This window comes from Sphaerobacter sp. (genome assembly GCF_019683595.1).
GTDB lineage: Bacteria > Chloroflexota > Chloroflexia > Thermomicrobiales > Thermomicrobiaceae > Sphaerobacter.
On record NZ_JADGHZ010000060.1, the window covers coordinates 1 to 18,602 of the forward strand.

The following is an 18,602-nucleotide window of genomic DNA, read 5'->3' on the forward strand; positions in this document are numbered from 1 at the left end:
AGCAGTTCGGCTAGTTCCTCCGGGCTGTAGTAGGTGCGGCGGAGGAGCTCGGCGGGGGTTAGATGATCGCGGGTCGCCATCTGGCTCCTCAATTCCGGCTCGGTCCGATGTGACACCAATACCGTCGCAGAACGCACGCCATCGCCGCGCGGACGCAGCGGCGTCGTCCGAGGCCGCCGGGTCCGTGAACGGACGCGGACGAGGCATCGTCGGACGTTCGCGCTTCCGGATACTTGGTGTAGACTGCTGCTATGTCCGTTCCGCAGCGGCGTGAGGGGTGCCGCGCTCAGGGTTTGGAGGCTGCTATGCCGGCCACGACAGACGACCGGGCTCGCGTGGTTCGTGGGGCGTGCCCGCACGACTGCCCGGATACCTGCGCCACGTTGACGACCGTCCGAGATGGCCGTGCCATCCTCTTCAAGGCCGACCCGGAGCACCCGATTACCCAGGGCTGGCTCTGCGCCAAGGTCCGCCCCTATCTCGATCGGGTCTACCACCCGGACCGGCTGCTGTATCCCCTGCGGCGCGTCGGGCCGAAGGGGTCCGGCCGGTGGGAGCGAATCTCCTGGGATGAGGCGATCGCGGAGATCACGTCGCGCTGGAAGGCGATCATTGCCGAGCACGGCGCCGCGGCGATCCTGCCGTATTCCTACAGCGGCACGCTCGGGCTGGTGCAGAACACGGTGACGGCGGCGCGGCTCTGGAATCGTATGGGCGCCAGCGGCCTGGAGCGGTCGATCTGCGGCGCAGCGGCTGAGACGGCGGTCCAGATGACCTACGGTGCCCGCTGGGCGCCGGCCATGGCCGATGTCGAGCACAGCAAGCTAGTCCTGATTTGGGGCCACAACCCGGCCAGCACGAGCCCGCACTTCATGCCGTTCCTGCGTCGCGCCCAGCGGAATGGCACGCGTGTGGTCGTGATCGACCCGCGCCGCACGCGGACGGCCCGCTCGGCCGACCTGCACCTGCGGCCGCGCCCCGCGACCGACGGGGCGCTGGCGCTGGGGATGATGCACGTCATCTTCCGGGACGGACTGCACGACGAGGAATGGCTGGAAGCGCACACGGTCGGCTGGCGTGACCTGCGCGACCGCGCGGCGGAGTACCCGCCGGAGCGGGTCGCGGCCATTACCGGGCTGCCGGCCGAGCAGATTGTCGCGCTGGCGCGCGACTTCGCGACGACCAAGCCGGCGCTGTTGAAGTTTTCCGACGGCGTGCAGCGCCACGGGAACGGCGGGCAGACCGCGCGGGCGCTGGCCTGCCTCCCGGCCGTCGCCGGGCAGGTTGGGCGCCGGGGCGGCGGGCTGTTCTACAGCACCAGCGACTACGTGTCCTGGGACGGCGAGGCCGTTTCCCATGCATCGGAGTGCCCGCCGGTTCCGCGTATCGTCAACATGAACCGGCTCGGCGCGGCCCTTCAGGGGGAGGTCACCGACCCGCCGATCATGGCGCTCTACGTCTTCTGCGCCAACCCGGCGGCGTCCACGCCCGACCGTGGCGCGATTCTGGCCGGGCTGCAGCGGGAGGATCTCTTCACCGTCGTCCACGAGCTGTTCATGACCGACACGGCGCAGTACGCCGACATTGTCCTCCCGGCTACGAGCCAGTTGGAGCATGTGGACCTCCACAAGGGGTACGGCCACCGATTCCTGCAATACAACCACGCGGCGATTCCACCGCTGGGGGAGGCGAAGAGCGACTGGGACGTGATGCGCCTGCTGGCGGCGGCCATGGGCTATGACGAGCCGTGGTTGCAGCAGTCCGCTGAGGAGGTCATCGCCGAGATCCTCGACGCCACCCGCGCCCGCAACCCGTGGCTGGAGGGGATCACGCTGGAGCGCCTGCAGCGCGAGGGGACCGTGCCGATCGGGGCCGAGGTCGCGAACCTGGTGCCCTTCGCCGACGGCCGCTTCCCGACGCCCTCCGGCAAGCTGGAGCTGCGCTGCGACGCGCTTGCGGCGATGGGGCTCGACCCTGTCCCCGACTGGACCCCGCCGGCCGAGTTCGCCGACCTCGCCTGGGACGACCCGGCCGACCGGCGGCTGGTGCTGATCTCCGGTGCGGCGCATCACTTCGTCTCCAGCAGCCTGGCAAACGTGCCGAAGCTCGCCGCGCTGGAGGGGACGCCCTACGTCGAGATCAACCCGGAGGATGCGGCGGCGCGCGGCATCGCCGACGGGGATGACGTCGTGGTGGAGAACGCGCGCGGCTGGTGCCGCCTGCGCGCGGTGGTGACCGACGACGTGCCGCCCGGTGTGGCGGTCTCCCCGAAGGGGTTCTGGGGCATCCACTCGCCGTACGACCGGAACATCAACAACACGACCTCCGCCGCGCTGGCGGACCTAGCCGGGCAGAGCACCTTCCATAGCAACCTGGTCGAGATCCGCCCGGCAGCGGCCGCTGTGAGCGATGTGACGGTTCACCCCCTCGCCGCCCCGGCCGGGGAGAGCTGATCGGGCCATGACACGGCAGGAGCGCCGGCACGCTGCCGGCGCTCCTGATCCGGTAGCTATTCGTATCTCACGCCAGTGCGGGCATGACCTCTTCGACGAAGGCCTGGAGCGCGTCCCAGTCGACCGGTGGACGGATCACGAGGTTGACCCACTCCGCGCCCGCGTCGCGGTAGGCCCCCAGCCGGGCGATGGCTTCAGCCGGCCCGCCGGTGAGTTGTCCGTCGGCACGGAGGGCGGCCTCCTCCTGCAGTTGGGCATGCATCTTCTCGATCGCGGCGGGTGCCGCCGCGTCGGTCGCGCCCATGTAGAAGCCGACGTTGACCGAGCGCTCGATCGTGGCTGGGTCGCGCCCCTCTCGCTCACACCACTGGTCCAGCACCTCGGACTTCCGCTGGTACTCCTCCGGGCCGATGTAGGCGGCGTTCCAGCCGTCGGCGTAGCGGGCGGCGATCCGCAGAGTGCGACGCTCGCCGGTCCCGCCGATCCAAAGTGGCAGGCGGCCGCGCACCGGCTTGGGGTTGGCGTACGTGTTGTTGAGCTGGACGTAACGGCCGTCGAGGGTGGTCGTCTCCTGGGTCAAGAGCCCGGTCATGGCCCGCGCGCTCTCCTCCAGGTGGTCCATGCGGTCCCGGATGGGCGGGAAGGGGTAGCCGTAGGCGCGGTACTCCGGCTCGTGCCAGCCGGCGCCGAGGCCGACTTCAGCGCGCCCGCCGCTCAGGTGGTCGATCGTCACCATCGACTTGGCGAGCAGCCCCGGGTTGCGGAAGGCGGCGGCGAAGACGAGGCAGCCGATGCGGATCGAGCGTGTCTCGCAGGCCATCGCGGCCATGAGCGGCACGGCTTCGAAGTGCGGCGCGGCGGGGTCGGTGCGGCAGTAGAAATGATCCCAGACGGAGACCCAGATGAAGCCGTTCTGGTCGGCGTAGGTCCAGAGCCGGCGTAGCTCGTCGATCCCGCAGTTCTGCTGGCCAACATGGATCCCGAAGCGCATGATTGATGCTCCCTCCAACGGCTGTGTACGGCGCGGTGCGCGTGCCCGGCTACGATAGCGAATCGCACGCGCGCGCCGGTGTCAATCCGTGCCGCTATGGGCAGGCGCGGACCCGGCGGTATACTCGGAGAGCCGCCATCTGGCCGGTTCACGGATGGGTGCGCTGAAGCGACAGGAGAGCGAGGAACCATGATCGACCCGAACGCGGCGCTGCGGCTCGCGCGAAGATATGGCGTGTCCGTGGCGCAGGCCGAAGCGTTCCTCGAGTTTGCGGGCGGCAACGAGGCCGCCGCCGGTTGTGGCCTCGCGGCTCGGTCGCGGGGGATGTCGGAGATCCAGGCCCTGGCGGTGGTGACGGCCATGGCCGGGGCGCCGTATCGTGCAGGGCAGTACTGGCAGCGCCACGCGCCGCTGCTTCCCTCGCTGGCGGGCCTGGCCGCGTGGATGGGCGAGGCGGACGCCCTGGGCGACGGGTGGCGCGTCGTCTGGCGGCGATCCCGGTCATCCGACGCCTAACCGCGGACTTGTGCTCTGTCGCCGCGGCGCCGACAATACTCCTCATCATGGAGCCATGCGCAGCGGTGCCGGCCGCCGGCTCGGACCCGACCCGCGGCGGCGCGTCGCCGCGCCGATCGACCCGCTCGGGCAGCCGTCGGCGCTGCCCGCTTGTCGACACGCAGGGGGCGTGATGCGCTTCTGCTTCGTCCACGCTGCGGATTTGCACCTCGATACGCCGTTCACCGGTCTCGGGACGGTGCCGCCGGAGATCCGGCCGCTGCTGCGGGATGCGTCGCTCATTGCATTCGACAATCTGGTGGACCTGGCGATCGAGCGGGGCGCCGCCTTCGTCCTGCTCGCCGGCGGGATCTACGACGGGCCGGAGCGCGGCTTGCGGGCACAGGTCCGCTTCCGCGCCGGGCTGGAGCGGCTGGCGAACCGAGGCATCCCCGTCTTCCTGGTCACGGGCGAGCGCGAGCAGCCGGGCGACTGGGCCGCAATCCGCGACTGGCCGTCGAATGTCACCTGGTTCGCGCATGGGGCGAATGCACCGGTGCCCGTCGTCCGGGACGGCCAGCGACTCGCCACGATCTACGGCGCCAGCGGGGCAGCGCGGCACGGAACCCAGGGCTTTGACCGCGTCGATGCGCCCGGCGTCCATGTGGGATTGCTCCATCTCCCACGGTACACGACGGCTGACCTCGGCGCGCTCCATGCGCCGCCCGCGGCGGGCATGGACTACTGGGCCCTCGGTGGCGAGCATGCCGCCCAGGTGGCGGGGGACGGGTCCCCGCGGCGGGTGTATCCCGGCACGACACAGGGCCGCGGTCCCCAGCCGGAGGAGCTGGGGCCGAAGGGTGCCATGGTCGTCCCGGTCGAGGACGGCGTGGTCGGGCCGCCCGAGTTCGTGTCGCTGGCGCCGGTGCGCGTCCTCTCCCTCACGCTCGACATCGCCGGTGTGCCGGACCTGGCAGCGCTGCGGGAGGAGCTGCTGGCGCGTGCCGCTGCGCTCCGTGTGCAGCACCCCGTGTCGGGGCTGATCCTCCACGTCGCGCTGCATGGAGACGGTGCTGCCCGCGGTGCGCTCCAGACCGACGGCGGGGCGGCCGCGCTGCTCCGCGACCTGCGGGCGCAGACGTGGGACGGGTCGCCGTTTGTCTGGTGGGCGACGCTGCGCGACGCGACCCGCCCGGCGAGTGCTTTGGCTGCGGCGCGCCGGCGGACCGACTTTGCCGCCGAGGTGCTGCGGCTGGCGGAGGAGCTGGCTGCCGATCCCGCTCGGTTGCGGGAGGTGCTGGCGGACCGCCTGACCGTGCCACCGGCCGGGGCGCTCGACCATGCCGCCGCGACCCCGGATGCGGCCGAGGTGGCCGACCTCCTGAGCGACGCCGCGGCGCTGGCCGTCGATCTGCTGGAGGAGCGGGACCGGCCATGAGGATCGCGGGCTGGCACATCGACGGGTTCGGCGTCTTCCACGACATCCAGGTCCGGGACGTGCCCCCGGGGTTGACCGTCTTCCTCGGTCCCAACGAGGCCGGTAAGACGACGCTGCTCGCGTTCATCCGGCAGATGCTCTTCGGCTTCCCCAGCGACACCGTCCGCGAGCGCGCGTATCCGCCGCTCCGCGGCGGGCGCCATGGCGGACGCCTGGTGCTGATCGGCCCGGACGGGGAGTACGTGGTCGAGCGCAGCGAGGCGCTCGGGCCGGGGGCGCTGGTGACGCTGCCCGGCGGGGGCCACGGCGATGAGTCGGACCTGGCCCGGCTGCTCGGCGGTGCCGACCACCGGCTGTTTCAGACGGTCTTTGCCTTCAGCCTCGCGGAGTTGCAGGACTTCGCCACGCTCGACGCCGAGGGGATGCACGATCGGATCTTCTCGGCGGGGATTACCGGTGCCGGGCGCTCCACCCGCGCGGCGGTCTCCCAGCTCCATGCCCGACAGGAGGCGCTGCTGGGGCCGCACGGGGATGGCCGCATCAACGAGCTGCGGGCGCGGGTAGACGAGGTGGAGCGGCGGCTGCGACAGGCCCGCCTTGTCGCGGCCGGGTACGGTGAGGCGCTGCGCTACGAGGCGGCGTGCGCTGCCGAGGTGGAGCGGCTCGGCCGCGAGATCGAGAACCACCGGGCCGCGCAGGCTCGCTACCGCAAGCTCGAGGAGCTCTGGCCGATCTGGTATCGACGCCGGGACGCCGCCGGAGAGCGGGAGCGGCTGGAGCCGGTCGGGACCATGCCCGAGCGGGCCGAGGCTCGGCTTAGCGAGCTGCGCGCGGCGATCGACGCCGTGGAGCGGCAGGTGGCGGAGATCGCGGCCGAGGTGGACGCGGCCGAGGCGCGCCGGCAGATGCTCGCGCCCGACGACGCGCTCGAGGCGGTCAGCGAGGAGGTCGTGCAGCTCTACGAGACGCTGCCGCTCTATCGCGACCGCCTGGTTGCGGTCCCGGAGGTGACGGCACGGCTCCGCCGGGCGCAGCAGGCCCTGCACGACCACCTGCGCGACCTCGGTGCCGGCTGGGACCGCACGCGCCTGGCCGGGTTCGACCGCTCGCTGCCGAAGCGGGAGGAGGTCCGCGCCTTCGCCGAACAGATCGAGCAGGCCGAGGCGGCCGTGATGCGCGCCCAAGCTGTGGCCCGGCACGCCGCCGAGCAGCGCGAGCAGGCCGCGGCGGCGCTGGAAACGCTGCGCCGGGAGTTGGAGGCCGCCCCGCCCGCACCCGAGGCGGCCGAGGTGGAACGGCTCGAGGCGGCCGTCCGCCGCGTGCGGAACGCCGTCGCCGAGCGGGCGAGCGTGCAGGCACGCATCCAGGCGGCCACCGAAACGCTGCAGCAGGTCGCGTCGCTGCGCCAGCGTGCCGAGCCGTCTTCGACGGCGATGTCGCCGAACCGGGTCCGGCTCGGGCTTTGGGGTCTGGCCCTGGCGCTCGGCGGGCTGGCCGCGCTGGTGAGCGACAGCGATGTCTCACCCCTCCTCGCCCTGGCCGCGGTGCTGGCGGCGGTCGGCGCCCTCATCGCCGGGCGGCGCGCGTCGGAGCCGGTCACGCTCGACGGGACGGTCAAGGAGACGTTCAGCGAGCAGCAACAGCGTATCCAGGGCGACCTCGACGCCTACCAGGCCCGGCTGCGCTCGATCGATGCCGCAATCGAGGCTGACGCGGCGCTGCTCGAGCTGTCGACCCCGCCCGATGAGGCGGCGGTCGAGGCCGCGGCCGAGCGGGTCGCACGGATGCGTGCGGCGTACGACGAGCGACTGCGCCGGCTCCTCGACATCGAGGCTGCCGAGACGCGGCTGCATGACGCGGAATCCGCGAGCGAGCGGGCCGAGGCGGCCGTCCGCGATGCCGAAGGCGAGCGCGACCGTGCCCAGGGTGTGTGGGACGAGTGGAAGCGGCGCGAGGGCGTGCCGGCCGACCTGACGCCGCGAGGGGTGCTCGATTTCTTCGAGGCGATCCGGCAGGGCCGCGAGGCGCTGCGTGAGTTGGAGGCGGCCGAGCGGGAAGCCCGGCAGCTCTCCCAGTTCGTCGTCGCCTTTGAGCGCCGCGCGGGTGAGGCACTCAGCGCCGTGGGCCTGCCGACCGACGCGCGGGGACTGGAGCTGGCCACCGCGATCGAGAAGCTGCGGGAACGCGTCGAGCGCGACCGGGAACTTCGACGTGAGCTTGCGACAATCGAGGAGACCCTGGGGCGCCTGCACGCCCGCCTGGCGGCCGCCCAACGCGAACGGGACGGCCTGCGCGAGCGGTGGGCCGCTCTTCTGGCCGAGGTGGGCGCCGCCGACGAGGCTGACTTCTACCGCCGGCTCGACATCGCCCGCCGCCGCGAGGAGTTGGCCGCGGTGGTCCGCGAGTGCGATCAGCGGATCGCCGAGCAGATCGGCGACGGCCCCGCGGCCGCGCGGATGCGTGAGGAGCTGGCGACCGGCGCGGTCGACCGCTGGCGGCGCGCGGCCGAGGATGCGGGTCGGGCCATGCTGGCGGCCACCGAGGCGCGCGACCGAGCCATCGCCGCACGCCGCGAGGCGGAGTTGGCCCGGCGGCAGCTCGAGGAGTCAACCGAGATCGCCGACCTGGAACTGGAGCGTGCGGGGTTGCTCCAGGAGTACGCCGAGGCCGTGCGTGCCTGGCGTGTCGCGGGGTTGGCCGCGGGGCTGATCGAGGAGACGCTGGCCCGCTACGAGCGCGAGCGGCAGCCCGCGGTGCTGGCCCACGCGTCACGGTTCTTCCACGACATCACCGGCGGGCAGTACACGCAACTTCTCCAGCGTGGTCGCCACCTCGTCGTCCTCGACCGCGACGGGCGCGCCCGCGCGCTCGACACCCTGAGCCGGGGTACGGCCGAGCAACTCTACCTCTGTATCCGCCTCGGGCTGGCGACGGAGTTCGCACGGCGTGCGGCGGCGCTGCCCCTGGTGATGGACGACATCCTGGTCAACTTCGACCCCGAGCGTGCCCGCGTCGTGGCCGAGGCGCTGGCGACCGTTGCCGAGCAGCACCAGGTGCTCCTCTTCACCTGTCACCCGGAGACCGCGGAGCTGATCCGCGAGGTCGCCCCCACCAGCGGCCAGTACCTCATGACCCGCTACGGCGGCGAGATCCGCCCCGTTCCCTCTGGATTGACGGCGGGGTAGCCCTCGCCGTGTATATCGCCCCTACTGGAGCGGCTCGTGTATCATCGGGGACACTGATGCCATGGTGAGGAGACCGACCGTGAGCGCGATCAAGCGCCGTGAGCGCATTCATCGTTTGGTAGACCAGTTGCCGGAAGCTGAACTGCACGCCGCCGAGCGTTTCCTCGAGTTCCTGGCCACAGCCGAGAACCCGGTGCTCCGCGCCCTGTGGTCTGCCCCCGAGGAGGAAGAGCCGCTGACTCCGGAGGAGGCGGCCGCGCTCGAGGAGGCGTACGCCGACTTGAATTCCGGGCAACCTATCCCAGATGCTGAGCTGTGGCGGCGGCTGGGTCATGACCCTGAACCTTGACTGGTCGCCTGCGGCCGAGCGCGACCTGCGCCGGCTGGACCACCAAACACAGGCGCGGGTGCGCCAGGCTCTCTACCGCTTCGTGAGTGAAGGGCACGGCGATGTGGCGCGGCTCCGTGGGCGCCAGCATGAGTGGCGTCTGCGTGTAGGCGACGTGCGGGTGCTCTTCATCCATGTCCCCGATGCCAATATGCTGCGAGTCCTGCGTGTGCTGCCACGCGGACGTGCCTACCGCGACTGAGGCAGCATCAACCCATAGCCGTGCCGCCCGCCTCCCGCCTTGACATAGCCCCCGCTCCAGCCCAGACTGCCTGGCAATGTACCCACAACCGGGCCGCGGACCGCGGCCAAGCAGAGGAGTGCCGGTGATGCCTACCCTCTTTGCCACAACCGGCGACGACGTGATCCGCCTCACTTCGAGCGACGGCGACCGCTGGGAGACGACGACCGTCCTGGCCGGGGTCGGTGCCATGTGTATCGCGATGGACCCTCACGATCCGCGCCGCCTCTACGTCGGAACCTTCGACCAGGGGCTCTTCCGCACCCGCGACGGGGGCGAGCACTGGGAGCCGGCCGCGGCGCTGCCCCACCCGCGCGTGCTCTCCGTGGCCATCAGCCCGTCCGACCGGCACGACGGCCTCTCCGTCGTCCTCGCCGGGACGGAGCCGAGCGCGCTTTTCCGCAGCGAGGACGACGGTCGGACCTGGCAGGAGATGCCCGCGCTGCGGGACCTCCCCAGCGCGCCGACCTGGTCCTTCCCGCCTCGCCCCTGGACCTCGCACGTGCGCTGGATCGCGCCGTCCTGGTCCGACCCGGACCTGCTCTTCGCCGGGATCGAGTTGGGCGGCGTGATGCGCACCACGGACGGTGGCCGGACCTGGGAGGACCGCAAGCCCGGCTCCTACCACGACTCGCACGCAATCCTGACGCACCCGACCGCGCCGGAGCGCGTCTACGAGGCGGCCGGTGGCGGCGTGGCCTACAGCGACGACGCGGGCGCGACCTGGCGTCCTGTGGACGAGGGGATGGATCGCCACTACGTCTGGGGGCTGGCGGTCGACCCGGCCGATCCGGACCTCTGGTATGTCTCGGCCACCTTCAGCGCCCGCCACGCCCACGACCGGCGCGGCAACGCCGAGGCGTTCATCTACCGGCGGCGCGGGGACGGACCCTGGGAGGCGCTTGACGGCGGGCTGCCGAACCCGCTCTCGGTCATGCCGTACGCCCTGCTCGCCCCGCTTGACCGCCCCGGCGAGATCTATGCCGGGATGCAGGACGGGCAGATCTACCACAGCGCCGACCGAGGCGAGTCCTGGCGGCGGCTCGATGTGTCCCTCCCGGCCCTGCTCGCGCTCGTCGCCGCGCCGGAGTAGGCCGCGGTCGGCTTACGCGGCCGTGGGATACGCGGCGCAGCCGAGGATCGTGCCCATCGCCTGGAGCAGCCGGGCGAGGCGCTCCCGCATGTCTCGGTCGAACCGCCGCTGCCACAGCGGGACGAGCCGCCCCACCACGCCGCGCGCGATGTTCTCCGCGCGGTACACGATCCGGCTGCCCCGCTCGTGCGGCTCGACCGTGTAGATGCCCCGGTACCAGAAATGGCCCTGGACGGCGACGCGCCGATGCTCCCGGTCGACATCCACCTCCACGCTCGTCACCGGCGGCGTGCCGACGGTAGCGGTGAACTGCCGGGGACCACCGGAGAGGACGATCTCCCCGAACGCGGCCAGGCCCTCGGTGGCGAGCACGATCCCGTTGTGGTCGTTGACCGGGCCTGCTTGGATTGCGCAGAGGACGTCCGCGACGGCCTCCACCGGGGCTTCCACGATCCCGCTGACGATCCACCGTGCCTGACGTTGTCCGTTCACTGCGCCAATCCTTTCCCTCGCATGAGCCGTACGGCGAGCAGCATCATCCAGGCGAGGCCACTGAAGAGGGATACGCGCTGGAGCAGGCCGCTCGGCGCCGGGGAGAGGATGCCATTCTGGTCGAGGGCGGTTGTCACGCCCGTGGCGATGAAGAACACCGCCACCACGATCCCCGTGACGACCGAGTAGCGTGCCCAGCCCGCCCAGCGGGGATCACCGGCGACGCTCCGGCCCAGAACCAGGCAGGCCGCGCTCAGTGAGCCGAACAGGACGAGCCCGGCGACCGAGTGGACCAGTCCGTGCAGACTGTAGCTCGGCTCGCTCCCCGGCGGATAGCCGAGGCCGGGATCGGTCACGGCGATGCCCGCGAGGATGAGGCTCAGCCCGAAGACGGCGATCAGCCGCGGCAGCCAGCGTGAGCCCGGTCCCGTGCGGAACACCCGCCCCAGTCCCCGGGCGAAGCCCAGGGCGAGGAGCCCGAAGGCGATCAACGCGGTGATATTCACCCAGCCCTGAGCGCCCAGGCTGAGCTGGCTGATCGCGTGGCGCCACGGACTGTACCCCGGGCGGGTGGCACCCTCGATCAGTACGACGAGCACGAACAGCGGCGGGCCGACGGCACCGCACGCGAGCAGGTACCACGTCGTCGACCCGCGGAAGGAGCGCCGCGCCTGCTTGCTCCGAGCCGGCCGGCGGTCGCCGGCACGCACCCGCGTGGGTGGTGTCTCCGTGGCCCCGACGCGGGGCTCGGACTTGATTCCCATCGCCGTTGCTCCTCTCACATTCCCTGCGGGTGATCCCGCGTTCTCGTGGCATCCTATGCCTCGGACGGGCCCGGCTCCGTTCGAGCTGACATCGGCGCACACGTCTCGCTGAACCTGGTCTCACTCGCCGGGCGGTCTGGTATAGTCCTGCTCGGACATATGCCTGCACGGGCAAGTATCTTCACTGTGCAGAGATTAGCAGGAGAGTGCGGTGATGTCAAGTGGTGGCGACGAGCGTGCTCGGCAGACCAGCGCGCTCGACCGGGAGTTGGGCACGATCGGCACCCAGTCGGTGCTTCTCAGCCAGGTGGTCGCCGACCGGCTGGGGCTGCATACGCGGGATGTTGAAGTGCTGGACATCCTCAGCCGTGGCGGAGCGCGCACGGCCGGGGAGCTGGCGGAGCTCAGCGGCCTGACGACCGGCGCGCTGACCCGCCTGATCGACCGGCTGGAGCGGGCTGGCTACGTCCGGCGCGAGCCGAATCCACGCGATCGTCGCAGCGTGATCGTCGTCCCAATCGCCGAGCGGCTGGCACGCGACATCGCTCCGCTCTACGCTCCGCTCGAGCGGGAACTGACCGACCTGTACGCGCGCTACAGCGAGGAGGAACTCGCGCTCCTCGCGGACTTCGTCGGGCGCGTCAACGCTGCCGTCCGTCAGCACATCGCCCGGCTACGCGCGATGGCGCCTGACGGATCGCCCGACCGGTAACGGCCCCCGGTTGCAGCGTGGGGCGCTAGGCCGAGACGCCGAACAGCTCGGCCGCGGTGAGCCCGAGCACCCCGTCGTGCGTCGTGGCCGGCAGCGCCTGTTGGATGCTGGCGATGGCCCCGCCGACGTCGCCGATGACGTGCGGGTAGTCGGAGCCGAAGACGATCTGGTCCGGGCCGACCGTCTCCAGCGCGCAGCGCAGCGCCGGCTCATGGAACGAGACGGTGTCGAGGTAGAGGCGGCGGATGTATTCGGTCGGCCGGTGCGGGATCGCCTGGCAGTCCGGGTAGGAGCGCCAGCCGATGTCGAGTCGCCCCGCGAGGTAGGGCACCGCCGCCCCGAGGTGTCCGACGAGTACCTTGACCCGCGGGTAGTGCTCGAAAAAACCCGAGAAGATGAGGCGTGAGACCGCCAGGGTGGTGTCGAACATGAACCCGACCAGCGGGGCCAGCGCGTACGGGTTCATCACCTCGATCCCGGCCGGAACCATCGGGTGGATGAAGAGCGTGGTGCCCCGGCGGTCGGCCTCGGCGTAGAAGGCGTCGAAGGCGGGGTCGTCGATCGGTCGACCGTCGATGTTCGAGCCGATGATCGCCCCCACCATGCCGAGATCGTCGAGACAGCGGACGAACTCGCGGACCGCTGCGTCGGGGTCGGCCGTCAGCGGCACGCTCGCCAGCGCCCGGAACCGCGTCGGATAGCTCCGCACGATGTCGGCGAGATAGTCGTTGCAGCGCCGTGCCAGATCGACCGCCGCCTGGCCCTGCAGGAAGTAGACCTGCGGCGTCGTCACCGACAGGATCTGCATATCGATCCCGGCCTCGTCCATCTCCGCCACCCGCTGCTCCGGGCGGTGCATCTGTGGGGTGATGGTCAGGAAGCGGGATCCGCGCTCGCGGACGACGATGCGTCCCTCGGCGTCGTGGACCGACTCGTAGCGGCCGGAGGCCAGCAGCGCGTCGAGGTATTCCGGGGGCTGCGCGTGGGCATGAGCGTCGATGCGCACGGGGATTCCTCCTCCTCACGCATGGCTGCGGAAGCGCGGGTTGTCCGGTGGCGCCAGCATAACGCGGATTGACCGGTTGCGCACGGGGTTGCTGCGGTTTTCGAGGGAGGACTTGCCGGACCACGGACGCCACGTCTGACCCCCTTGCCAAATTCCACCGCCTCCGCTATGCTGGGAGAACACGTGTTCGATGTACGTACGGAGGCACTTATGGGTGAGTGGCTGACCAACGGGCCAGGGGGCAATCGTTCGTATCTCGCGGTGCCTCCTTCCGGTATGGGCCCCGGTGTGCTGGTGCTGCATGCCTGGTGGGGCCTGACCCCGGTCTTCGCCGATGCCTGCGATCGGCTGGCCGCCAACGGCTTCGTCGCCCTGGCGCCGAGCCTGTATCCCGATGGGGCGACGACCGCGTCCATTGCCGAGGCGGAGGCGCTGGCGGGCGCGCTCTTCGGTGCGCTCGGGGAGACGGATGCAGTCGTGCTGGCCGCGGCGGACGGCCTGCGGCAGTTGCCGGCGACGACCGGCGACCAGATCGGGGTCATCGGCTTCTCACTGGGCGGCTTCTGGGCGCTGCGCCTCTCGCAGGCGCGGCCCGACGCCGTCAGCGCCGTCGTGACGGTCTACAGCACCGGCGACGCCGATTTCAGCCAGGCCCGCGCCGCCTACCTCGGGCACTTCGCGGAGCGTGATGACTTCGAGCCACCGGAGGCCGTCCAGGCGCTCGAAGCGGCGATCCGTGCCGCGGGCCGTGAGGTGACCTTCCACGTCTACCCCGGAACCGGCCATTGGTTTGCCGAGCCCGACCGGCCCGATGCGTACGACGCCGAGGCGACCGCGCTGCTCTGGGAGCGAACGCTGGCCTTCCTGAAGGCGCGGCTCGCGTGAGCGCGCCGTCCGGTGATCCGCGTCACTGGTCGATACACGAGTGCCACGATGGCGCTCCGACAGCCGCCATTCCCCGGCAGGCAAACTCGCACGAAGGAGGACACGCAATGGACCTGATTGACCGGCTGTTGGAGCACGATCACTGGGCGACGACACGGGTTCTGGAGGCGTGCCGCGGCCTGACCGACGCGCAATTCGACCAGGAGTTCGATATCGGACACCGGACTCTCCGGAACACGCTCGAGCACATGATCTTCAACATTGAGGCCTGGGGTGCCATGATGGCCGGTCAGCACCCCACGATGGACCGCAGTAACCGCTCGCTGGAAGGGCTCATGGCGCGTCACGAGCGGGCCCACGCGGCGTTCGCGGCCGTCGCCCGCCGGGCGCGCGACGAGGGACGCCTCGACGACACCTACCGCGACCACTTCGGAGAGCCCACCACCCTGGGCGGCACGATCCTCCACGTCCCCTACCACAATGTGGAGCACCGCAGCGAAGCGCTGCATATCCTCCAGCGCCTCGGGGTGCCGGACCTGCCCGAAATCGACCCCCTGCTCTGGGAACACGAGACACAGCACGACGAGGCGAGCCGCTGAGACCGGGACGCGTTTCCGGCAACACGCTAGCAGAAAGGTGGTCCGCCAGTGGCCGAACCCAAAGAGCAACGCAGTCCGAAACCACCGGTCGCGGGCGACGAGGCCGCCATGCTCCTGGGCTACCTGGAGCGCCAGCGGGCGACGTTCGCCTGGAAGGTCGGGGGACTGGACGCGGCTGGATTGCGGGCGACGCTCGGCCCGTCCCCGATGACCCTCGGCGGGATGCTCAAGCACATGGCGCGCTTCGAAGACGGCATGTCCTCGGTGTGGCTGTACGGGCGGCCGCCGAGCCCGCCGTGGGATCAGGTGGACTGGAAGGCCGAGCACGATTGGGACTGGCGCACCGCTGCCGAAGACTCCCCCGACGAACTCTACGCCCTATGGCGGGACGCCGTGGCCCGCTCCAGGGAATTGTTCGCGGCGGCGCTGGCCGAAGAGGGTCTGGAGCGACCGGGGATCGGCGTCACCAACGAGCACGGTGAGCATCCGAGCCTGCGCTTCATCCTGCTCAACCTGATCGAGGAGTACGCCCGGCACAACGGCCATGCCGACCTGATCCGGGAGTCGATCGACGGACTCGTCGGGCACGACCCGCCGGACTAGCGGCAGCGCGCCGCCCCTCAGCGGCCGTCACGTCCACCTCCTTCTGTCCGATATGCGATACTTGGTTCGAGCTTCGGCGCTGGACCGGCGCGCGAACGCGCGGAGGGGGGTATGCCATGCGTGAGGTCGTGATTGTCGGCGCGGCCGAGACGAAGTTCGGAAAGTCGGAGTTGAGCTACCGCGAGTTGGCCGCCCAGGCCGGCCGCGAGGCGATGGCGGACGCGGGAGCCTCCCCGGAGCAGATCGAGGCGTTCTTCCTGGGCACCTTCTCGCCCGGAACCTTCATCCGCCAGGAGCACGCCGCGCCCTTGATCGCCAGCGAGTTGGGGCTGCAGAACGTCCCAAGCACGCGCACGGAGAACGCCTGCGCCTCGGGCTCGACCGCGTTCCTCAACGCTATCTTCGCGATCGCCGCCGGAGCGGCTGACGTGGTCCTCGTGGTCGGCGCCGAGAAGATGACCGCGACCCCGACCTCCGAAGTGACCTCGATCCTGGCCGAGGCGGCCGACTGGGAGCAGGAGAGCAAGGTCGGGCTCACCTTCCCCGGGGCCTACGCGCTCATGGCCCGTGCCTACTTCGACCGCTACGGCAAGACGCGCGACATTCTGGACGCCGTGGCGATTAAGAACCACCGCAACGCCATGGGGAACCCCTACGCGCAGTTCCACAAGGAGATCGGCCCGGAGGACATCGCCCGCTCGGCGATGGTCGCAGACCCGCTGACGCTCTACGACTGCTCGCCGATCTCCGACGGCGCCGCCGCGCTCGTGCTGGCTGCCGCGGACGTGGCCGGGCAGTTCCGCCGCCCGGGCGTGCGCGTGCTCGGGTTCGGCCAGGCGTCGGACTCGCTCGCGCTGCACCATCACGCCGACCTCACCACGCTTCCCGCGGCCCGCAAGGCGGCCGAACGGGCCTACCGCATGGCCGGCGTCTCCCCGGAGGACATCAGCCTCGCCGAGGTGCACGACTGCTTTACCATCGCCGAGATCATCGCCACCGAGGACTTGGGCTTCTTCAAGCCGGGCGAGGGCGGCGACGCGGCTAAGGCAGGCGCGACCGCGCGCGACGGGCGCATCCCCGTCAACCCGAGCGGCGGGCTGAAGGCTAAGGGGCACCCGGTCGGTGCGACGGGCGTGAGCCAGATCGCTGAGGCGACGTTCCAGCTTCGCGGCGAGGCCGGTGATCGGCAGGTGGATGGCGCCGAGCTGGCGCTGACGCACAACGTCGGCGGCTCGGGCGCGACCTGCGTGGTGACCATTCTGGGGAGGCCGGAGTAATGGCGCAGGCAGGGACGGCGGCGGGTACGACGGGCCGCATCGTGAGCTACACGGTTATCTACGTTCCGACGCCGGAGTTCGCGGACGAGGCGCCTTACGCGCTGGCGATCATCGAGACGCCGGACGGTGGCCGGCTGCTGGCCCGGATCGCGGACGCCGTCGAGAGCGACGGCCTGCGCATCGGCGCGGCCGTGGCGCACGACCACGACGACGAGCGCGGCCCGGTCTTCCGGCTGGCGTGAGCCGGGGCGCCGGTGCCCTGCCGGCGCTCCCGATCCAGGGTGACGGAGAAGGTCGTTGACGCAGTTCCAGGAGATGGCGGTCGTCTGGTTATCGGGGCTGGCCTCGATGCTGCCGCTCGGCTATGCCTTCGGCGCCGGGATGCTCGCAGCGGTCAACCCGTGCGGCTTCGCCATGCTTCCGGCCTACCTCTCGCTCTACCTCGGCGTCGACGACGGAGTTGCCGCGCAGCCCAACGTGCTGCGCCGCCTGGGCCGGGCGGTGTTGGTGGGTGGCACCGTCTCGTCCGGCTTCGTCCTCCTCTTCGCCGCCGCGGGGCTGATTATCTCCGCCGGCGGCTACGCGCTCGTCAGCGCCATGCCCTGGCTCGGCGCGCTCATGGGCGTCGCGCTGATCGTGCTCGGCTTCCTGCTCCTCCTGGGCCGGACCGTCTCGCCCGCCGCGTTCGAGCGGATCGCGGCCTCGCTGTCGACCTCGCCCCAGCGCTCGATCCGTGGGTTCTTCCTCTTCGGCCTGGCCTACGGCATCGCCTCGCTCGGCTGCACCCTGCCGGTGTTCCTGGTGGCGGTGGGCGGCGCCCTGACCGGCGCCGGGCCGATGCAGGGGCTGGTACGGTTCGTCCTCTACTCCCTCGGGATGGCCACCATCATCGTCAGCCTCACCGTGACCCTGAGCCTCTTCAAGGCGGGGTTGGTCGGGTTGCTGCGCCGGGCCATGCCCTACGTCCACTCGGCCGCGGCGGTGCTCGTCCTCCTGGCCGGGTTCTGGATCGTCCTCTACTGGTCGGACCAACTGCTCGGGTAGGGAATACGTTCCCCCTCACCCCCTAGCCCCCTCTCCCACGAGGGGAGAGGGGAGGATTGATTTGCTCCGCTATCCGCGCACGTACTGCTGGAACCAGGCGAGGGTGTCGTTCCACGCGGCCTGGGCCTGCTCCGGGTTCCAGCGCGGCCCGGTGTCGTTATGGAAGGCGTGCTGCGTGTCCGGGTAGACCTTGATCTCGTAGGTCACACCGGCCGCTTGCAGCGCCTGCTCGAGCTCATCACGCCCGTTGTTGGCGAAGTCATTCGGGTCGGACGAATACACTCCGAAGACCGCCGCCTGGATGTTCGGCACCTGATCCAGCGGTGGCGGCGGGCCGTAGAAGGGCACGGCCGCCTTCAGCGCGGCGATCTGCGTCGCCGCGCGCCAGGTGATCCCGCCGCCGAAGCAGTACCCGGTCATGCCCACCCGCGTGGTGTCGGCCAGGTCGGGCTGCTGCGCATAGAAGTCGATCGCGGCCTGGAAGTCGGTGACGTAGATCGACGGGTCGGTGTTGGACAGGATGCCCGGGATCTGCGACGGATCCGCGATGTTGGCGGTTCCTCCCTGTCGGCTGAGCAGGTCCGGGGCGCAGGCGAGGTACCCCTCTTTGGCAAACCGGCGGGTAACGTCGCGGATGTGCTCCACGAGCCCCCGGTTCTCGTGACAGACCAGGATGAGCGGGAGCGGCCCGGACTGGCCGCTCGGTCGCGCCTGATACGCCATCACCGTGGCATCCCCGCTCGGGAAGGTCACGTCCTCCCCCAGGATCGCCGGGTCGTCGGCCGACACCGAGAGCGGGCTGTGAGCGGTCGGGACTTCGCTTGGGGTGGCTCCCGGACCGGCTGCGGGGCTGGCGGTGGCGGTGGGGGAGGCGGCGCTGGTCGGGCTGGCTCCCGGAGCGGTCGGCACCAGCGTCGCTACCTCGGTCGCGGCCTC

The 18,602-nt window shown here is 71.0% G+C and carries 19 protein-coding genes; 14 read left to right on the plus strand and 5 right to left on the minus strand.

The genetic code is table 11. The features are described from left to right. Positions 1–305: 305 nt before the first annotated feature. Complete coding sequence (locus IRZ30_RS08355) at positions 306–2,453, plus strand: molybdopterin oxidoreductase family protein (protein ID WP_294084437.1); 2,148 nt, start codon at positions 306–308, stop codon at positions 2,451–2,453. A 67-nt stretch (positions 2,454–2,520) separates the two neighbouring features. Here IRZ30_RS08355 and IRZ30_RS08360 read toward each other — a convergent pair whose 3' ends face one another. Beyond that, complete coding sequence (locus IRZ30_RS08360) at positions 2,521–3,444, minus strand: LLM class flavin-dependent oxidoreductase (RefSeq protein WP_294084438.1); 924 nt, start codon at positions 3,442–3,444, stop codon at positions 2,521–2,523. Between the two features lie 189 nt (positions 3,445–3,633). On the opposite strand from IRZ30_RS08360, the gene IRZ30_RS08365 reads away from it, so the two are divergent. From IRZ30_RS08365 to IRZ30_RS08390, 6 genes are all read left to right on the plus strand, one after another. Next, a complete protein-coding gene (locus tag IRZ30_RS08365) occupies positions 3,634–3,960 on the plus strand; it encodes a hypothetical protein (protein ID WP_294084439.1) in 327 nt (108 codons plus the stop codon). A gap of 55 nt (positions 3,961–4,015) precedes the next feature. Beyond that, the gene (locus IRZ30_RS08370; protein ID WP_294084440.1) at positions 4,016–5,377 is read left to right on the plus strand and encodes a DNA repair exonuclease; all 1,362 of its coding nucleotides are present in this window, start codon (positions 4,016–4,018) and stop codon (positions 5,375–5,377) included. After that, the gene (locus tag IRZ30_RS08375; RefSeq protein ID WP_294084441.1) at positions 5,374–8,562 is read left to right on the plus strand and encodes an AAA family ATPase; all 3,189 of its coding nucleotides are present in this window, start codon (positions 5,374–5,376) and stop codon (positions 8,560–8,562) included. The genes IRZ30_RS08370 and IRZ30_RS08375 overlap by 4 nt, the downstream gene beginning before the upstream one ends. Before the next feature lie 79 nt (positions 8,563–8,641). Beyond that, on the plus strand, positions 8,642–8,911 hold the full coding sequence (locus IRZ30_RS08380) for a hypothetical protein (RefSeq protein ID WP_294084442.1): 270 nt from the start codon (positions 8,642–8,644) through the stop codon (positions 8,909–8,911). Continuing rightward, the gene (locus IRZ30_RS08385) at positions 8,895–9,152 is read left to right on the plus strand and encodes a type II toxin-antitoxin system RelE/ParE family toxin (RefSeq protein WP_294084445.1); all 258 of its coding nucleotides are present in this window, start codon (positions 8,895–8,897) and stop codon (positions 9,150–9,152) included. The genes IRZ30_RS08380 and IRZ30_RS08385 overlap by 17 nt, the downstream gene beginning before the upstream one ends. Before the next feature lie 127 nt (positions 9,153–9,279). Next, positions 9,280–10,284 (plus strand): hypothetical protein, encoded by a 1,005-nt coding sequence (locus IRZ30_RS08390; protein ID WP_294084446.1) that lies wholly within the window; start codon positions 9,280–9,282, stop codon positions 10,282–10,284. Between the two features lie 12 nt (positions 10,285–10,296). On the opposite strand, the gene IRZ30_RS08395 is transcribed toward IRZ30_RS08390, so the two are convergent. Both IRZ30_RS08395 and IRZ30_RS08400 read right to left on the minus strand, forming a co-directional pair. Beyond that, entirely contained in the window at positions 10,297–10,776 is a 480-nt protein-coding gene (locus IRZ30_RS08395; protein WP_294084447.1) for an SRPBCC family protein, read from the minus strand. Beyond that, on the minus strand, positions 10,773–11,540 hold the full coding sequence (locus IRZ30_RS08400; protein ID WP_294084448.1) for a DUF998 domain-containing protein: 768 nt from the start codon (positions 11,538–11,540) through the stop codon (positions 10,773–10,775). The genes IRZ30_RS08395 and IRZ30_RS08400 overlap by 4 nt, the downstream gene beginning before the upstream one ends. A gap of 214 nt (positions 11,541–11,754) precedes the next feature. Here IRZ30_RS08400 and IRZ30_RS08405 point away from each other — a divergent pair, with 214 nt between their 5' ends. Next, positions 11,755–12,252, plus strand: coding sequence for a MarR family transcriptional regulator (locus tag IRZ30_RS08405; protein WP_294084449.1), 498 nt, complete (start codon positions 11,755–11,757; stop codon positions 12,250–12,252). A 25-nt stretch (positions 12,253–12,277) separates the two neighbouring features. Here IRZ30_RS08405 and IRZ30_RS08410 read toward each other — a convergent pair whose 3' ends face one another. Beyond that, positions 12,278–13,258, minus strand: coding sequence for an amidohydrolase family protein (locus IRZ30_RS08410; RefSeq protein ID WP_294084450.1), 981 nt, complete (start codon positions 13,256–13,258; stop codon positions 12,278–12,280). 210 nt (positions 13,259–13,468) lie between these two features. On the opposite strand from IRZ30_RS08410, the gene IRZ30_RS08415 reads away from it, so the two are divergent. The 6 genes from IRZ30_RS08415 to IRZ30_RS08440 all read left to right on the plus strand — a co-directional run bounded on the left by IRZ30_RS08415 (position 13,469) and on the right by IRZ30_RS08440 (position 17,666). Beyond that, on the plus strand, positions 13,469–14,143 hold the full coding sequence (locus tag IRZ30_RS08415) for a dienelactone hydrolase family protein (RefSeq protein ID WP_294084451.1): 675 nt from the start codon (positions 13,469–13,471) through the stop codon (positions 14,141–14,143). A gap of 107 nt (positions 14,144–14,250) precedes the next feature. Next, positions 14,251–14,742 carry a DinB family protein gene (locus IRZ30_RS08420; protein ID WP_294084453.1) on the plus strand — a complete coding sequence of 164 codons (492 nt, stop codon included), beginning with the start codon at positions 14,251–14,253 and terminating at the stop codon, positions 14,740–14,742. A gap of 48 nt (positions 14,743–14,790) precedes the next feature. After that, entirely contained in the window at positions 14,791–15,345 is a 555-nt protein-coding gene (locus IRZ30_RS08425) for a DinB family protein (RefSeq protein WP_294084455.1), read from the plus strand. Between the two features lie 116 nt (positions 15,346–15,461). After that, on the plus strand, positions 15,462–16,622 hold the full coding sequence (locus IRZ30_RS08430; RefSeq protein WP_012870600.1) for a thiolase domain-containing protein: 1,161 nt from the start codon (positions 15,462–15,464) through the stop codon (positions 16,620–16,622). Continuing rightward, positions 16,622–16,864, plus strand: coding sequence for an OB-fold domain-containing protein (locus tag IRZ30_RS08435; RefSeq protein WP_294084465.1), 243 nt, complete (start codon positions 16,622–16,624; stop codon positions 16,862–16,864). Before IRZ30_RS08430 ends, IRZ30_RS08435 begins: the two co-directional genes overlap by 1 nt. A gap of 55 nt (positions 16,865–16,919) precedes the next feature. Next, entirely contained in the window at positions 16,920–17,666 is a 747-nt protein-coding gene (locus IRZ30_RS08440; RefSeq protein ID WP_294084467.1) for a cytochrome c biogenesis protein CcdA, read from the plus strand. Positions 17,667–17,735: 69 nt separating this feature from the next. Here IRZ30_RS08440 and IRZ30_RS08445 read toward each other — a convergent pair. Then, positions 17,736–18,602: dienelactone hydrolase family protein (locus tag IRZ30_RS08445; RefSeq protein ID WP_294084469.1), on the minus strand; the 867-nt coding region annotated here is incomplete at its 5' end.

Excerpts from the sequence above, each read along its gene's own strand:
- IRZ30_RS08355 (WP_294084437.1), top strand. The coding sequence starts at position 306 with ATGCCGGCCACGACAGACGACCGGGCTCGCGTGGTTCGTGGGGCGTGC.
- IRZ30_RS08360 (WP_294084438.1), bottom strand. The coding sequence starts at position 3,444 with ATGCGCTTCGGGATCCATGTTGGCCAGCAGAACTGCGGGATCGACGAG.
- IRZ30_RS08365 (WP_294084439.1), top strand. The coding sequence starts at position 3,634 with ATGATCGACCCGAACGCGGCGCTGCGGCTCGCGCGAAGATATGGCGTG.
- IRZ30_RS08370 (WP_294084440.1), top strand. The coding sequence starts at position 4,016 with ATGCGCAGCGGTGCCGGCCGCCGGCTCGGACCCGACCCGCGGCGGCGC.
- IRZ30_RS08375 (WP_294084441.1), top strand. The coding sequence starts at position 5,374 with ATGAGGATCGCGGGCTGGCACATCGACGGGTTCGGCGTCTTCCACGAC.
- IRZ30_RS08385 (WP_294084445.1), top strand. The coding sequence starts at position 8,895 with ATGACCCTGAACCTTGACTGGTCGCCTGCGGCCGAGCGCGACCTGCGC.
- IRZ30_RS08390 (WP_294084446.1), top strand. The coding sequence starts at position 9,280 with ATGCCTACCCTCTTTGCCACAACCGGCGACGACGTGATCCGCCTCACT.
- IRZ30_RS08400 (WP_294084448.1), bottom strand. The coding sequence starts at position 11,540 with ATGGGAATCAAGTCCGAGCCCCGCGTCGGGGCCACGGAGACACCACCC.
- IRZ30_RS08405 (WP_294084449.1), top strand. The coding sequence starts at position 11,755 with ATGTCAAGTGGTGGCGACGAGCGTGCTCGGCAGACCAGCGCGCTCGAC.
- IRZ30_RS08415 (WP_294084451.1), top strand. The coding sequence starts at position 13,469 with ATGGGTGAGTGGCTGACCAACGGGCCAGGGGGCAATCGTTCGTATCTC.
- IRZ30_RS08420 (WP_294084453.1), top strand. The coding sequence starts at position 14,251 with ATGGACCTGATTGACCGGCTGTTGGAGCACGATCACTGGGCGACGACA.
- IRZ30_RS08430 (WP_012870600.1), top strand. The coding sequence starts at position 15,462 with ATGCGTGAGGTCGTGATTGTCGGCGCGGCCGAGACGAAGTTCGGAAAG.
- IRZ30_RS08435 (WP_294084465.1), top strand. The coding sequence starts at position 16,622 with ATGGCGCAGGCAGGGACGGCGGCGGGTACGACGGGCCGCATCGTGAGC.